This window comes from Enterobacter sp. BIDMC 26 (assembly GCF_000534435.1).
GTDB lineage: Bacteria > Pseudomonadota > Gammaproteobacteria > Enterobacterales > Enterobacteriaceae > Enterobacter > Enterobacter ludwigii.
Genome location: NZ_KI973182.1, coordinates 1,252,411 through 1,267,579, shown reverse-complemented (window position 1 = coordinate 1,267,579; position 15,169 = coordinate 1,252,411). Strand labels below are relative to the sequence as shown.

Sequence of the window (15,169 nt, the reverse complement as noted above, 5' to 3'; positions counted from 1 at the left end):
GTTTACCAGTTCCACAACGTGCCATCTTCGAGACGGGCAACCGGAAGATAGGCAGGATCGTACGGGTATTTCGCCGCCAGTTTTTCGTCAAATTCAATACCCAGCCCGGGTTTGTCGCCCGGATGCATATAGCCATTATCAAAGCGCCAGCTGTGCGGGAAGACCTCCAGCATTTGTTCGGAGTAACCCATATATTCCTGTACACCAAAGTTTGGCACCCACAGGTCAAAATGCAGCGCGGCGGCGTGGCAAACAGGCGACAGATCCGACGGTCCATGTGAGCCGGTACGCACCTGATAAAGCGAGGCGAAGTCCGCGATGCGCCGCATGCCGGTGATGCCGCCCGCGTGGGTAATGGTGGTGCGGATATAGTCGATAAGCTGCTCTTCAATAAGCAGTTTGCAGTCCCAGATGCTGTTAAACACTTCTCCAACCGCAATCGGCGTGACCGTGTGCTGACGGATCAGACGGAAGCAGGCCTGGTTTTCCGCTGGCGTAGGATCTTCCATCCAGAACATACGGAATGCTTCAATGCTCTTACCGAATCGCGCTGCCTCAATCGGGGTCAAACGGTGGTGCATGTCGTGCAAAAGATGCTCATTAAAGCCAAACTTACTGCGCACCGCATCGAACAGCTTCGGTGTGAAATCGAGGTATTTTTCAGTGGACCAGAGCTGCTCTTCCGGCCAGTCACCTTTAGTGGCGGGCTCGTAGGCCAGCCCTTTTCCTTTCGACATGCCATAGGTGGTTTTCATACCCGGCACGCCGCACTGGACGCGGATTGCCTTAAAGCCCATCTCTTTATGCCGGGCGTAATCTTCCAGCACGTCATCAATGGAGTGTCCGGTGGTATGACAATAGACCATCACCCCTTCCCGGGATGCGCCGCCCAGCAGCTGGTAGAGCGGCATATTGGCCGCTTTGGCTTTGATATCCCACAGTGCCATATCCACGGCGGAAATGGCCGACATGGTGACCGGACCACGACGCCAGTAGGCGCCTTTATAGAAGAACTGCCAGATATCCTCAATGCGGTGCGCATCACGGCCGATCAACTGCGGGCAGAGGTGATCTTTCAGATAAGAGGCCACCGAAAGTTCACGTCCGTTGAGGGTGGCATCACCCAGGCCGACGATGCCCTCGTCGGTGGTAATTTTAAGGGTGACAAAGTTACGCCCCGGGCAGGTAACAAAGACTTCAGCCCCGACAATCTTCATAATCCATTTCCTTACATCGCTCATTGTGATGCTGGAAACTTACTCTTCTGCACTACTACCATACAAGTATAATGATCATAAAATCAGCGAACGGTCACAAAAAAATCGGGCGCTCAGGCGCGCCCCCATCCGGCAACAATAATCAACATGCCGCACAGCGCAACCAGCGCCCCGGCCCAGTCATAGGCGCTGAGCTTCACACCATCCACCACGCGTAACCACAGCAGCGCGGTACAGACATAAACCCCGCCATAAGCGGCGTAGACGCGCCCGCTGGCCGCCGGGTGCAGCGTCAACAGCCAGACAAACAGGGCCAGCGCAATGCCCGCCGGGATCAGCAGGAAGACGGTTGCCCCCTTCTTCAGCCAGAGCCACGGAAGGAAGCAGCCGATGATTTCACACAGCGCAGTGGCAAAAAAAAGCAGAGTGGTTTTGAGCATATTTACGGTCATGTGATGATTTATTTAGACATCATACCTGATGATATCGTTTACTTTTCCATACCCGTGCCGCGGGTATGCCGTTATTTCTCTTTGGTGTAGAATCTGAACGGGATAACTTAATTATCTGCGCCCATTTAAAAGGAAACGCTATGACTACATTAAGCAAACGCCTTTGTCTGACAGCCCTGCTGGCGCTGTCATCGTTCGCCTTTGCCGCCTCTGCCACCGCTGAAACCAGCAAACTCATTATTGAGTCTGGCGACAGCGCGCAAAGCCGTCAGAACGCCGCCATGGACAAAGAACAATGGAATGACACCCGTAGCCTTCGCCAGAAGGTGAACAAACGTGTTGAAAAAGAGTGGGACAAAGAAGATGTCGCTTTCGACGCGCGCGATAAGTGTCAGCAAAGTGCCAACGTTAACGCCTACTGGGAGCCAAATACCCTGCGCTGCCTGGATCGTCGTACTGGCCGCACGGTCGCGCCATAATGTCAGTGCAGTGTGACGTTAAGCTCCGCCCGCTGGAGCGTGAAGACCTGCGCTTCGTCCACCAGCTCGACAATAACGCCAGCGTGATGCGCTACTGGTTCGAAGAGCCTTACGAGGCGTTTGTTGAGCTGTCGGATCTCTACGACAAGCACATTCACGATCAAAGCGAACGCCGTTTTGTCGTGGAGTGTGAAGGTGAAAAAGCCGGTCTGGTGGAACTGGTTGAGATCAACCACGTTCATCGTCGGGCAGAATTCCAGATTATCATTTCACCTGAGCATCAGGGGAAAGGTCTTGCCACGCGGGCGGCGAAGCTGGCGATGGATTACGGATTCAACGTCCTCAATCTCTACAAGCTTTATCTCATCGTGGATAAAGAGAACGAGAAAGCGATCCATATCTACCGCAAGCTGGGCTTTATGGTGGAAGGCGAACTGGTTCACGAGTTCTTTATCAACGGTGAATACCGCAACACCATTCGCATGTGCATCTTCCAGCATCAGCACCTGGCCGGACACAAACCGTCAGGCGCCAGCCTGCTGAAACCCACCGCGCAGTAACCTGCGCGGCTTTTTCTCAGTAGTATTCAATACTGTTCTTAATGGTGTACTTGCGCTCAACGGCGGGCTTCACGCTGTTGTCGGTGATCGTCAGATCGCAACTCACCGGATTATTGTGTCGATCGTAATCGCAGCTCTGATTGACGTTGCCCAGCGGTTTGTCATTCAGCATGCTCACGGCGGAGTAATCCATTCTTTTGCGAAGGTCTTTAGACGGCGTCGACTGGACGGATAAATGCTGGTCCCCGGAGACGGTGGTTTTCCCCAGCGGATAGCCATCCGCATCATAGCGGTACTTCACTTCCATCTCTTTGCCGTGCGCCGCCACCACAAACCCGTTATCGTCGGTATCCCACGTTACGCCCGCCGACGGCAATTCGGCCAGCTGGCATTTCCCCTGCAGTTTCACTTTTCGCTGCTGGGTTTCCGCATCAAGGTAGTAATTAGCATCCAGTACCAGCGCCACGCCGGTATTGGCCTCGAGGTCGTGCAGTTCGAGGGTATCGAAACACCCTTCCGTCGACATCGTACCGGTTACCCGTTTGGAGACTTCACCTTTGTCATTGAACAGTGTCTGGGTGAAGTCTTTTACCGGGCCGCGCAGAGGGTCAAAATCAAATTCATTGGAGAAGCTCGCCATCTCGGGCGTAAACGACAGCGGCGCGGAAGGGTTGTCGCACCCCACCAGTGTTGCTGCCAGTAGCGTTATCGCTGCGTAGTTCTTCACATCATTTACCGAATCAGGGAGAGTATTCCCGATCATATTAGCAAATACCGTTGTTCACACGATAGCAAAATGTCAGGCGAAAAGAGACGTACAATCAATGCATTAATCTCTCTTGCCCTCTGCAAAACCTCGCCAGAACGAGAAGGCGCTGTGCCCTCTGTTGAACAGGAAACACACCTGCTTTGAGCGCATGACGGATATTCTGTGACATATTAACAACATGAAAACGCCGGCAGATTGCGCCATCTAACTTTTTTCTTTGATATATTAAATGTTTAACATCCCCTTTCTTCCTCTATAAGGATGCGCTACCCTCACAAATGCGTTCGCGTCCAAAACCGCCTGGAATCTCTATGCTTTCTTTATTCATGAAAAAACGTAGGCAAAACGCTGATTTTTGATTGCTCATCAAAGGTTAAAAAATGAAAAAAACAATCCCTGAATATACGCCTGTTGACTTATCACGTTGGGCCAGAAAAGAACATTTCGAGGTATTTCAGTCCTTTGCTCAATCTACATTTAATCAAACTGTTCAAATAGACATCACCGCATTGCTCAAGGATATAAAAGAACTGGGCTGGAAATTTTATCCGACGATGATTTCCCTCCTTTCTAAAATCGTCAACAACCATTCGGAATTCCGTATGGCCATGAAGAACAATGAACTTGTCATATGGAATGAAATTCATCCAAGCTATACCATTTTCCATAATGAAACGGAGACCTTTTCTTCTTTATGGAGTCACTTCGATGGCAATATTGACCATTTCCAGAACGTTTATTCGGAAGATGTTGCTCGCTATGGTAATACCCTTTCTTATTGGCCGAAGGAAGAGTCGCGGGAAAATGTATTTTTCGTGTCGGCGATCCCCTGGTCAAGTTTTACCAGTTTTAATATCAACGTAGCCAATATGCAGAACTTTTTTGCCCCCATGTTCACTATGGGGAAATACGTCAACCAGGGTGGAAAAGTATTGTTGCCCCTCGCCGTGCAGGTCCATCATTCCGTGTGCGATGGTTTCCATGTGGCAAGATTGTTCAATGAGTTACAGGCGATGTGTGATGACTTACGGCATCACTCCGGCGAACGACAGGTGCAGAGCAAAACGCACCGCGCTTAGCGTCGCGATGCCGGGCGGGTATAACCGCCCGCAGGACGTGTTGATGGAAATTGGGGAAAATGAGCGCAGGAAGCCTGTATAAGATTGTTCAGAAAGTTATCCCCAATAACAAAAGCTTACACGAACCCTGCTAAGCTTAACCGACACACAGAGAAAAGGAGCTACAGATGAAACGGTTACCCTGGATTACCGCCCTGCTGTTAATGAGCGCTTCTACAGCGGCTCTAGCTGCCCCGGATTCCTGCGAGCGCGTAAAAAGCGACATTCAACAGAAAATCATCAATAACGGCGTGCCCGAGTCCGGCTTTACGTTGAATATTGTGCCAAACGATCAGGCTGACCAGCCGGATGCACAGGTTGTCGGTCATTGTGCGAACGATACCTTTAAAATTCTCTATACCCGCACCGGTAGCGGTGCCGCATCAGGGATGCAGGATAATGGTCAGGGCGAACCTCAGTGATTTTAATCACTTTCTCGCGGCCAATTCCCTTTGACTTGATGAGGATTAATATTTAATACCTCCAAATAAGTAACATTCACCCCATCATTAGCCCGGTTGTAATCACGGGCGAAAATAATACGCAATTAAAATGATGGGGTGAGTTATGTCCGATGTCGAAAATCACGGCGGGATCAGCCGTCGAACGTTGGTTAAATCCACTGCAATAGGCTCTCTGGCACTTGCCGCCGGGGGGATTTCACTGCCTTTTGGCCTCAAAAGCGCCGCTGCCGCGGTACAAAACGCCGTAAAGCCCGCTGAAGACAAAGTGGTCTGGGGTGCCTGCTCGGTCAACTGCGGGAGCCGTTGTGCGCTGCGCCTTCACGTCCGTGATGAAGAAGTTTACTGGGTCGAAACGGATAACACCGGTGAGGATATTTATGGCAATCATCAGGTTCGCGCCTGCCTGCGCGGGCGTTCTATTCGCCGTCGGATCAATCACCCCGATCGTCTGAACTACCCCATGAAGCGCGTAGGGAAACGCGGTGAAGGAAAATTTGAGCGTATCTCATGGGATGAAGCCCTGGACACCCTTACCCGCAGCCTGAAAGATGTCGTCGAAAAATACGGCAACGAAGCGGTCTACATTAACTACTCCTCCGGCATTGTGGGCGGCAATATCACCCGCTCCTCCCCTTATGCTTCGCTGGTCGCGCGTCTGATGAACTGCTACGGCGGCTTTTTAAGCCACTATGGCACATACAGCACCGCGCAAATAGCCTGTGCAATGCCCTACACCTACGGCAGCAACGATGGCAACAGCACCTCAGATATTGAAAACACGAAGCTGGTGGTGATGTTCGGTAATAACCCGGCAGAGACGCGCATGAGTGGCGGCGGGATAACCTATTATCTCGAGCAGGCCCGCGAGCGCTCTCACGCGCGCATGATCGTCATCGATCCGCGGTATACCGACACCGCCGCCGGGCGCGAAGACGAGTGGATCCCGATTCGTCCGGGGACGGACGCCGCGCTGGTCGCGGGTATCGCCTGGGTACTGATCGACGAAAACCTTGTCGATCAGCCGTTCCTCGACACGTACTGCGTCGGCTATGACGAAAAAACGCTGCCGGAAGGTGCGCCTGCTAACGGGCATTACAAAGCGTATATTCTCGGTCAGGGTGATGATGGCATCGCCAAAACGCCGGAATGGGCCTCGCGCATCACAGGCATACCGGCCGATCGCATCATCAAGCTTGCACGGGAAATTGGCAGTACCAAACCGGCCTACATCTGTCAGGGCTGGGGCCCACAGCGCCAGGCCAACGGCGAGCTGACCTCCCGCGCCATTGCCATGTTGCCGATTTTGACCGGAAACGTCGGTATCAACGGCGGTAACAGCGGCGCGCGTGAATCGACCTACACGATCACCATTGAGCGTATGCCACTGCCGGATAACCCGGTGAAAACGCAAATCTCATGCTTTAGCTGGACCGACGCCATCGCGCGCGGACCCGAAATGACCGCCCTGCGCGACGGCGTGCGGGGAAAAGAGAAGCTGGATGTGCCGATCAAATTCATCTGGAACTACGCTGGCAACACCATCATCAACCAGCATTCCGACATCAACAAAACCCACGATATTCTGCAGGACGAGAGTAAATGCGAAACCATCGTGGTGATCGACAACTTTATGACCTCGTCGGCGAAATATGCTGACATCCTGCTGCCCGATTTAATGACCGTTGAGCAGGAAGACATTATTCCTAACGATTATGCAGGCAACATGGGCTACCTGATTTTCCTTCAGCCCGTGACCGCGCCGAAATTTGAGCGCAAACCGATCTACTGGATCATGAGTGAAGTGGCGAAACGCCTCGGCCCGGATATTCATCAGCGATTTACCGAAGGACGTACCCAGGCGCAGTGGCTGCAGTATCTGTATGCCAAAATGCTCGACAAAGATCCGCAGTTGCCGTCCTATGACGAACTGAAAGAGAGGGGTATTTATAAGCGTAAAGATCCGGCCGGGCACTTCGTGGCCTATAAAAAATTCCGCGATGATCCGCAGGCTCATCCGCTCAACACCCCCTCGGGCAAGATTGAAATTTACTCCAGCAAGCTGGCAGAGATTGCGGCTACCTGGGAGCTCGCCGACGACGAAACCATCAGCCCGCTGCCGGTCTACGCCTCGACCTTCGACGGCTGGGACGCCCCGGAACGCCATAAATTCCCGCTGCAGCTCTTCGGCTTCCACTTCAAAGCTCGCACCCACTCCAGCTACGGCAATGTCGACGTGCTGAAAGCCGCCTGCCGTCAGGAGGTCTGGCTTAACCCCGTGGACGCGGCGCAACGCGGCATCAAAAATGGCGATACGGTGCGCGTGTTTAACGATCGCGGCGAGGTGCGCATCGAAGCGAAAGTCACACCGCGCATCATGCCCGGCGTGAGCGCGATGGGCCAGGGAGCCTGGCATGACGCCAATATGAACGGCGATCGTGTCGACCACGGTTCATGCATCAACACCCTGACCACGCACCGCCCGTCACCGCTGGCCAAAGGTAACCCGCAGCACACCAATCTGGTGCAGATCGAGAAGGCGTAAGGAGTAAGTGATGACCACTCAGTATGGATTTTTTATTGATTCCAGCCGCTGCACCGGGTGCAAAACCTGCGAGCTCGCCTGCAAGGATTACAAAGATTTAACCCCGGACGTCAGCTTCCGTCGTATTTACGAATACGCGGGCGGTGACTGGCAGGAAGACAACGGTGTCTGGCACCAGAACGTGTTTGCCTACTACCTGTCGATTGCCTGCAACCACTGCGAAGACCCGGCCTGCACCAAGGTCTGCCCGAGCGGGGCGATGCACAAGCGTGACGACGGGTTCGTGGTGGTGGATGAAGATGTCTGCATCGGCTGTCGCTACTGCCACATGGCCTGTCCGTACGGTGCCCCGCAGTACAATGCCGCCAAAGGCCATATGACCAAGTGTGACGGCTGCCACACCCGCGTGGCAGACGGCAAAAAGCCGATCTGCGTGGAGTCCTGCCCGCTGCGTGCGCTGGACTTCGGTCCTATCGACGAACTGCGTAAAAAACATGGTCAGCTGGCGGCCGTCGCGCCGCTGCCGTCCGCGCACTTCACGAAGCCAAGCATCGTGATTAAACCTAACGCCAACAGCCGCCCGACAGGGGATACCACCGGCTACCTGGCAAACCCGAAAGAGGTGTGAGATGGGAAGTGGATGGCATGAATGGCCGCTGGTGATCTTCACCGTCTTCGGACAGTGCGTCGCCGGGGCATTGATCGTTATGGGGCTCGTCTGGCTTACTGAAAAAGACGACGCGGTGAAAACACGCCTTGTCCGCAGTATGTTCTATCTGTGGCTGGTGATGGGCATCGGATTTTTGGCGTCCGTGCTGCACCTTGGCTCCCCGCTCCGGGCCTTTAACTCGCTCAACCGCGTGGGTGCTTCGGCGCTCAGTAACGAAATTGCCGCGGGATCCATTTTCTTTGCCGTGGGCGGTTTCTGGTGGCTGGTATCCGTTATCGGTAAAATGCCCCCGGCACTGGGTAAAATCTGGCTGGTCGTTAGCCAGATCCTGGGCGTTGTCTTTGTCTGGGCGATGACCCGGGTTTATCAAATTGATACCGTACCGACCTGGTACACGGGTTACACCACGCTGGCCTTTTTCCTGACGCTGGTATTGGGGGGGCCGCTGTTTGCAGCCCTGTTGCTGCGCGTGGCAAACACGACATATAAAAGCACATTCGCGGCCTCTGTCAGCATGCTGGCACTCCTGGCCTGCGTGGCGGTCATCGTGCTGCAGAGTAATGACCTGGCGACAATCCACAGTTCCGTTCAACAGGCGAGTACCCTGCTGCCTGACTATGGCGCACTGCAAATCTGGCGTATCGTACTGCTTGCCGCCGGACTCGGCTGCTGGTTGTGCCCGCTGATGCGTCGGCAGGAGCCTAAAGCCTTCGCTCTTTTTGCAGGCGTGATACTGGTCGTCGTGGGTGAACTGATTGGCCGTGGTCTTTTCTATGGTCTGCACATGACCGCAGGTATGGCGATTGCGGGTTAACACAGTCGCGCGGGCTACTCCGCGCGAGCAAGGAAGGTAGTCATGAAAGAAGTCTCACAGCGTGATTCGTTCGCGTTCAGCGCCCGGGTACTGGGCGCGCTGTTTTATTTTGCTCCGGATAGTGAGGAGACTGCGCCGCTGGTGCAGGCGCTCACCGCAGGCGACTGGATTCAGGACTGGCCGCTGGCGCCGGAAACGCTGCAACCCGTTGCAGATGCGTTCAAAACGCCAGCAGATGAAGCATTGAAAGATGCCTGGCAACGTCTGTTTATTGGTCCTTACGCCCTGCCGTCACCGCCGTGGGGTTCCGTCTGGCTGGATCGGGAATCCGTGCTCTTCGGCGACTCCACCCTCGCGCTGCGCCAGTGGATGCGTGAAAACAACATTGCCTTCGAGATGAAGCAGAACGAACCGGAAGATCACATCGGTACCCTGCTGTTACTGGCCGCGTGGCTGGCAGAAAATGGCCGCGACGCTGAACGCGACCAGCTTCTGGCGTGGCACCTGCTGCCGTGGAGTACCCGCTTCCTGTCCGTGTTTGTTGAAAACGCCGGGCATCCGTTCTACACCGCACTGGGCAAACTCGCACAGCTGACGCTCGCGGACTGGCAGGACACGTTAATTATTCCGGTCGCGGAAAAAACGCTCTACCGCTAACGCCAGCACCCTGGCTTGCTCACCGTTTCCGGGCAAGCCAGGCTCTCCAGCCACCAAATTCCGTGATATCCCGTGCCCCCTCCAGGCCATACGCCTCGCAGATAAACCCGGTCAACCACCGTCCGTCCTGCAGCTCGATTTTTCCCAGCCCCAGGGGTGCGGGGATCCCGGCGAGAAACGACCCCACTTCGCTGTGCGGTAGCTCCCAGACTTCGACCGCAATCCCGGCCCCCTGGTCTGCCACCCGAACCATTCCGGGACGTTTACCGTCCGCCAGCGCATACAGACGGTAATAAGGTGCGCTGGTGGTCGCGTCGACAAGGCGTGCTCCGCGCTCACGTAACTGAACATTGAGCGCCAGACCGTCCATATGCGCACCGCAGACCACTATCCGCAGGCGGTCATGGGTTGCGGTGCAGGTCGGCGCGTCGTCCAGCATGGCGCGGTTGCCCGGTAACGTTAATTTTGTGTGACGTTGTAACGCATCGGCCAGACTGAGCAGATACTGATCGGTAAACGCGCGGCCAAACAGCGTGACGCCGGATGGCAGCCCATTGTTCATTTCACCGACCGGGACCGCTACGGCGGCATAGTCGAGCAGGTTCATAAAGTTGGTATAGATGCCCAGCGCCGAGTTGCTTTTAACCGGTTCATCGGCCAGCTCAGCCAGACTCACCGGGCGGGGATACGTCGGAATTAATACGCAATCCAGGTCGGCCATCATGGCATCGCACTCGGCTTTATACCGCTGGAGTTTGTACTGCGCGTCAAACGCCGCCACCGCAGTGGCTGCAGGCGCGTTTTGCAGGACATCACGAATAACCGGCAACACCGCGTCGGGCTGGCGTTCAATCAGCGCACCCGCGAGGTGATAACGCTCGGCGACCCACGGGCCGTCATAGAGCAGTTTCGCGGCCGCCAGAAACGGTGCAAAGTCGAGAGTCACGGGCACGCCACCCAGCGCGATAAGCCCCGTCTTCGCGCGGTGATACAGTGCCTCGCTTTCTGCACAGCCGAGAAACTCCAGCGTCTCCGGCACGCCAAAGCGAAAGCCCGCAGCAGGGACACCAAAAGCCTGCGGGCCGTTCCACGTCGGGTTGGACCGGCTGTATTCGTCACGCGGATCCTGTCGCGCCGTGAGTGCCAGCAGCTGGCTGGCCTCTGCCGCTGTCGCGGTGAAAAACGTGACGCAGTCCAGCGTGCGGCAGGCAGGCACAACCCCTGCCGTGGAGATGAGTCCTTTGGTTGCTTTGAGGCCGACCAGATTATTCAGCGAGGCCGGTACGCGCCCGCTGCCGGCCGTGTCCGTTCCCAGCGCGAAGCTCGCCAGACCCAGGGCGACCGCCAGCGACGACCCCGCGCTGGAGCCACCGGACGGGTAATCCGGATGAACGCTGTTACGACATGGGCCATACGGCGAGCGCGTACCGTTTAAGCCGGTTGCGAACTGATCGAGGTTAGTTTTCCCCAGAGGAATCGCCCCCAGCGCAATCAGCTGCGAAACTATCGTTGCATCCTGCTCTGCCCGATACGCAAATGCCGGACAGGCGGCGGTGGTGTCGATACCCGCCAGATCGATATTGTCTTTGATGGCAAAGGGCACGCCGAACAGCGGCAGCGCGTGCGGCGCTACGCCCTCCAGCGCGGCGAGGTACGGCTCCAGCTCTTCAGGGGTGAGCAGATAAATAAAAGCGTTAAATGACGGGTTCAGCGCCAGCGCGCGCTCGCGTAATGCCGTTATCACCTCACGCGGGACGATCTGGCCTTCACGGTATGCCTCTGCCAGCACAGAGAGACGTAAATCATAAAGAGGCTTCATGCTGTTTTCTCCAGAACGACCACGCACTGGCCCGCCCGCACCGACGACCCCGGCTGGACACGGACCTGACTGACCACACCGTCCTGAGTGGCAACTAACGGGATCTCCATTTTCATCGACTCCAGCACCACCAGCACATCGCCTTCGCGCACGGTGTTGCCGACCTCAACGTTCACCTGCCACAGGTTGCCGGCAACCGGGCTTTCAACACCGGATTCTCCCGACCGTAACGGCGCGTCGTCACCGTCATCCGTCAGTTCATCGCTACTGTCAAAATGCGCCTGCCCGCCCGCTATCCAGCGCTCACGCTCGGCGTTAAACGCCGCCTGCTGATGCGTACGGAATGCCTCAATCTCAGGTGCTTCGTCAGCCAGAAACTGCTGATACTCCGCCAGTTTCAGCGTGGTGTGTTCAATACGCAGCGGATAACGCCCCAGCGGGAAATCCCGGCGGATATTTTGTAACTCCCCGGCAGAAACCGGATAAAAGCGAATTTGATCGAAGAAACGCAGCAGCCAGGGCTTGCCGCCGAAATCCTCTACCGTGCGATAGCGATTCCACATCTGCAGGGTTCGCCCCACAAACTGATACCCGCCCGGCCCTTCCATACCGTAGATGCAGAGGTATGCCCCGCCAATGCCCACCGAGTTCTCCGCCGTCCAGGTACGCGCCGGATTGTATTTGGTGGTCACCAGACGGTGTCGCGGGTCGAGCGGCGTGGCCACCGGCGCGCCGAGGTAGACATCCCCCAGCCCCATCACCAGATACCGGGCGTCGAACACCGTTTTATACACTTCATCAATGTTAGCCAGATCGTTTATGCGACGGATAAACTCCAGGTTACTCGGGCACCACGGTGCATCGCGGCGCACGGTGGTCATGTATTTGTCGATGGCTTTCTGACATGCCGGATCGTCCCAGGAGAGCGGCAGCCAGACGATGCGCGACGGCACGTCCAGCGAGTCCTGGTCACAAACGCCCTGCCACAGCCCGGCGATCACCTCCAGCAGGCTATCCAGGCGCAGCGTTTCCGGCTGATAATGAATTTGCAGGGAGCGGATCCCCGGCGTGAGATCGATAACGCCTTTCAGCGCCCGGTCCTCCAGCGCCTGCATCAGCGCGTGGCCGCGAAAACGCAGCACCAGATCCAGCTCTGGCTCGCCAATCTCCAGCAGCAGATGGGTATCACCCGACACTCTCGCCACCAGACGTTTATCGTCAGTCCCCTGCGTCAGCACAATCGGTGAGTCCAGACCGGCAGGTTGCCACATGACAGGTTGCGGGGTCAGGCTGGCGATTTGGCGCTCCTGCGCCTGCGCCAGCCGTCGCGCGGTGGCAATATCCACCGGCACAAAGCGAACGTAATCTCCCGCCTTCAGTTGCCCTACCGCGTGCAGATCGGCCTCGATGATGGTAACCGGACAGACAAACCCGCCCAGGCTTGGGCCATCCGGGCCGAGGATCACCGGCATATCGCCGGTAAAATCCACCGCGCCGATGGCATACGGATTGTCATGAATGTTCGACGGATGCAGGCCCGCCTCGCCGCCGCTGTCGCGAACCCATTCCGGTTTCGGGCCAATCAGGCGTACCCCCGTCCGGCTGGAGTTGAAATGCACCTCCCATTCGGTGGCGAAAAACGTCGCGATGTAATCCGGCGTGAAATACTCCGGCGCACCGTGCGGGCCGTAAATCACCCGCAGTTCGCGCACCGCGTCCAGCCTCGTGTGCAGCGCCTGCGGCAGCGGCGCGTCCGCAACCGGCTCGATTAACGGCGCCAGGTGCAAAATGTCACCGGTACGGAGCGCCCGTCCGGCGTGCCCCCCGAACTGCCCCAGCGTGAAGGTGCTTTTACTGCCCAGATATTCCGGCACGTTAAACCCGCCGCGCAGGCAAAGATAGCTGCGCACGCCCGCACCGCGGATCTCTCCCATACGCAGCGTCATGCCCGCACGGACGCGAAAAACGTGATTATTGGCCAGCGGTTCACCGTCCAGCGTGAGCGCAATTTCAGCGCCCGTCACCACCAGCTGCGCATCGCAGTTGAATTTCAGCGTCGGGCCGCTGAGGGTGATCTCAAGCGCGGCGGCATCGTCTTTATTGCCCAGCAGACGGTTACCCAGACGCAGCGCCAGGCTGTCCATTGGCCCGGATGGCGGAACGCCAACCGCCCAGTAGCCTGTGCGTCCCGGGTAATCCTGCACCGTGGTCTGCGTACCGGCGCTGAGCACCTCCAGCGTGGACGCCTGGTACATCAGGTGCTCAAGACAGCGGGTCCAGGGCTCACCTGCGGCAAACGGCGCGAAGGTCAGGATCTGCTGCAGATAATTGCGGTTGGTTTCAACGCCATAAATACGGGTCTCCCCCAGCGCGGTATGCAGCACGCGGATGGCGGCTTCGCGTGTCGGCTGCCAGGCGATCATTTTGGCTAACATGGGGTCAAAAAACGGCGGGACTTCGCATCCGGCCTCAACCCAGCTGTCGATGCGCAGCGTAACGCGGTCATCGGGCGGGAAAGCCACGTCGGTGAGCAGTCCCGGTGAAGGCTGGAACTGGCGGCCCGGGTTCTCGGCATAGATCCTGGCCTGAATGGCATGCCCCTTCGGTTTCAGGGTGTCACGCAGTGTCGCCAGTGGCGGCAACGTTCCGGCGGCAAGTTCGATCATCCAGCGCACCAGATCCACGCCCCACACCTGTTCGGTCACGCCGTGCTCCACCTGCAAACGGGTATTCACCTCAAGGAAGTAAAAGCGGGCGGCGTCGCTGTCATAAACGAATTCAACGGTGCCCGCGCTGCGGTAGTTGACCGCTTTACCCAGCGTTATCGCCGCCTCGCACACTGCCTGCACCATGCCCGCCGGCAGGTTTGGCGCAGGCGTCTCCTCCAGCACTTTCTGGTTACGCCGCTGCACAGAGCAGTCGCGCACGCCGAGGGCAATCACCTCGCCCTTGCCGTCGCCAAACAGCTGTACTTCCAGATGACGCGCCCGCTCGATGTACTTTTCGATAAATACACCCGCGTCGCTGAAGTTATTTTTCCCCAGACGCACTACCGCATCGAACGCGTCACGCAGCGCTTCTGCGTCATAGCAGACGCGCATACCGATACCGCCGCCTCCCGCCGTGCTTTTCAGCATCACCGGATATCCCACCCCGGCGGCAGCGTTGACGGCCTGGTTAACATCGGCCAGCAGGTCGGTGCCCTCCAGCATCGGAACACCGTGCGTTTTCGCCAGCGCGCGAGCGGTATGTTTTAGCCCAAACAGACGCAGCTGTTCCGGCGTGGGGCCCACAAAGGCAATCCCCGCGGCGTCACACGCTTCGGCGAACGCGGCGTTTTCCGAGAGAAAGCCGTACCCCGGATGAATGGCCTGTGCCCCGCTGGCTTTCGCGGCGGCGATGATCTTCGTGCTATCCAGATAGGTATTCGCCGCCGGGCCATCGCCCAGACTCAGCGCTTCATCGGCCTCGCGAATATGCAGGCTGCTGATATCCGCCTCGGAATAGACTGCCACACCACGGATTTTCATGGTGCGCAGGGTGCGTAAAATGCGGCAGGCTATCGCCCCGCGGTTCGCAATCAGGAGTGTCGTCAACATAGGTCAGAC

The 15,169-nt window shown here is 56.9% G+C and carries 13 protein-coding genes; 8 read left to right on the top strand and 5 right to left on the bottom strand.

Annotated features, from left to right (window positions below):
* Positions 1-2: 2 nt before the first annotated feature.
* The gene (gene rspA / locus L462_RS17240) at positions 3-1,217 is read right to left on the bottom strand and encodes a starvation-sensing protein RspA (protein WP_032678062.1); all 1,215 of its coding nucleotides are present in this window, start codon (positions 1,215-1,217) and stop codon (positions 3-5) included.
* Positions 1,218-1,330: 113 nt separating this feature from the next.
* Complete coding sequence (locus L462_RS17245) at positions 1,331-1,657, bottom strand: YnfA family protein (protein WP_025204305.1); 327 nt, start codon at positions 1,655-1,657, stop codon at positions 1,331-1,333.
* A gap of 152 nt (positions 1,658-1,809) precedes the next feature.
* On the opposite strand from L462_RS17245, the gene L462_RS17250 reads away from it, so the two are divergent.
* Positions 1,810-2,148, top strand: a complete 339-nt coding sequence (locus L462_RS17250; RefSeq protein WP_020884264.1) for a DUF1283 family protein — start codon at positions 1,810-1,812, stop codon at positions 2,146-2,148.
* The gene (gene speG, locus L462_RS17255; RefSeq protein WP_020884265.1) at positions 2,148-2,708 is read left to right on the top strand and encodes a spermidine N1-acetyltransferase; all 561 of its coding nucleotides are present in this window, start codon (positions 2,148-2,150) and stop codon (positions 2,706-2,708) included. The genes L462_RS17250 and speG overlap by 1 nt, the downstream gene beginning before the upstream one ends.
* A gap of 16 nt (positions 2,709-2,724) precedes the next feature.
* Here the strand turns inward: speG and L462_RS17260 are convergent, their stop codons facing one another.
* The gene (locus L462_RS17260) at positions 2,725-3,471 is read right to left on the bottom strand and encodes a YnfC family lipoprotein (protein ID WP_032670404.1); all 747 of its coding nucleotides are present in this window, start codon (positions 3,469-3,471) and stop codon (positions 2,725-2,727) included.
* A gap of 386 nt (positions 3,472-3,857) precedes the next feature.
* Between L462_RS17260 and catA the strand changes: the two genes are divergently transcribed.
* From catA to dmsD, 6 genes are all read left to right on the top strand, one after another.
* Positions 3,858-4,556 carry a type A chloramphenicol O-acetyltransferase gene (catA, locus tag L462_RS17265; RefSeq protein WP_014169882.1) on the top strand — a complete coding sequence of 233 codons (699 nt, stop codon included), beginning with the start codon at positions 3,858-3,860 and terminating at the stop codon, positions 4,554-4,556.
* Between the two features lie 167 nt (positions 4,557-4,723).
* Positions 4,724-5,017, top strand: coding sequence for a DUF1161 domain-containing protein (locus L462_RS17270; protein WP_014169881.1), 294 nt, complete (start codon positions 4,724-4,726; stop codon positions 5,015-5,017).
* 145 nt (positions 5,018-5,162) lie between these two features.
* Positions 5,163-7,601 (top strand): selenate/tellurate reductase subunit YnfE, encoded by a 2,439-nt coding sequence (gene ynfE / locus L462_RS17275; protein WP_032678061.1) that lies wholly within the window; start codon positions 5,163-5,165, stop codon positions 7,599-7,601.
* Between the two features lie 10 nt (positions 7,602-7,611).
* On the top strand, positions 7,612-8,229 hold the full coding sequence (locus L462_RS17280; RefSeq protein ID WP_014169373.1) for a DMSO/selenate family reductase complex B subunit: 618 nt from the start codon (positions 7,612-7,614) through the stop codon (positions 8,227-8,229).
* 1 nt (position 8,230) lies between these two features.
* Positions 8,231-9,085, top strand: a complete 855-nt coding sequence (locus L462_RS17285; RefSeq protein WP_032678060.1) for a dimethyl sulfoxide reductase anchor subunit family protein — start codon at positions 8,231-8,233, stop codon at positions 9,083-9,085.
* Between the two features lie 42 nt (positions 9,086-9,127).
* Positions 9,128-9,742, top strand: coding sequence for a Tat proofreading chaperone DmsD (dmsD, locus tag L462_RS17290; protein ID WP_014169877.1), 615 nt, complete (start codon positions 9,128-9,130; stop codon positions 9,740-9,742).
* Positions 9,743-9,761: 19 nt separating this feature from the next.
* On the opposite strand, the gene atzF is transcribed toward dmsD, so the two are convergent.
* On the bottom strand, positions 9,762-11,561 hold the full coding sequence (gene atzF / locus L462_RS17295; protein WP_032678059.1) for an allophanate hydrolase: 1,800 nt from the start codon (positions 11,559-11,561) through the stop codon (positions 9,762-9,764).
* Positions 11,558-15,160 carry an urea carboxylase gene (gene uca, locus L462_RS17300; RefSeq protein ID WP_032678058.1) on the bottom strand — a complete coding sequence of 1,201 codons (3,603 nt, stop codon included), beginning with the start codon at positions 15,158-15,160 and terminating at the stop codon, positions 11,558-11,560. The genes atzF and uca overlap by 4 nt, the downstream gene beginning before the upstream one ends.
* Between the last annotated feature and the right edge of the window lie 9 nt (positions 15,161-15,169).

Excerpts from the sequence above, each read along its gene's own strand:
- rspA (WP_032678062.1), bottom strand. The coding sequence starts at position 1,217 with ATGAAGATTGTCGGGGCTGAAGTCTTTGTTACCTGCCCGGGGCGTAAC.
- L462_RS17245 (WP_025204305.1), bottom strand. The coding sequence starts at position 1,657 with ATGCTCAAAACCACTCTGCTTTTTTTTGCCACTGCGCTGTGTGAAATC.
- L462_RS17250 (WP_020884264.1), top strand. The coding sequence starts at position 1,810 with ATGACTACATTAAGCAAACGCCTTTGTCTGACAGCCCTGCTGGCGCTG.
- speG (WP_020884265.1), top strand. The coding sequence starts at position 2,148 with ATGTCAGTGCAGTGTGACGTTAAGCTCCGCCCGCTGGAGCGTGAAGAC.
- L462_RS17260 (WP_032670404.1), bottom strand. The coding sequence starts at position 3,471 with ATGATCGGGAATACTCTCCCTGATTCGGTAAATGATGTGAAGAACTAC.
- catA (WP_014169882.1), top strand. The coding sequence starts at position 3,858 with ATGAAAAAAACAATCCCTGAATATACGCCTGTTGACTTATCACGTTGG.
- L462_RS17270 (WP_014169881.1), top strand. The coding sequence starts at position 4,724 with ATGAAACGGTTACCCTGGATTACCGCCCTGCTGTTAATGAGCGCTTCT.
- ynfE (WP_032678061.1), top strand. The coding sequence starts at position 5,163 with ATGTCCGATGTCGAAAATCACGGCGGGATCAGCCGTCGAACGTTGGTT.
- L462_RS17280 (WP_014169373.1), top strand. The coding sequence starts at position 7,612 with ATGACCACTCAGTATGGATTTTTTATTGATTCCAGCCGCTGCACCGGG.
- L462_RS17285 (WP_032678060.1), top strand. The coding sequence starts at position 8,231 with ATGGGAAGTGGATGGCATGAATGGCCGCTGGTGATCTTCACCGTCTTC.
- dmsD (WP_014169877.1), top strand. The coding sequence starts at position 9,128 with ATGAAAGAAGTCTCACAGCGTGATTCGTTCGCGTTCAGCGCCCGGGTA.
- atzF (WP_032678059.1), bottom strand. The coding sequence starts at position 11,561 with ATGAAGCCTCTTTATGATTTACGTCTCTCTGTGCTGGCAGAGGCATAC.
- uca (WP_032678058.1), bottom strand. The coding sequence starts at position 15,160 with ATGTTGACGACACTCCTGATTGCGAACCGCGGGGCGATAGCCTGCCGC.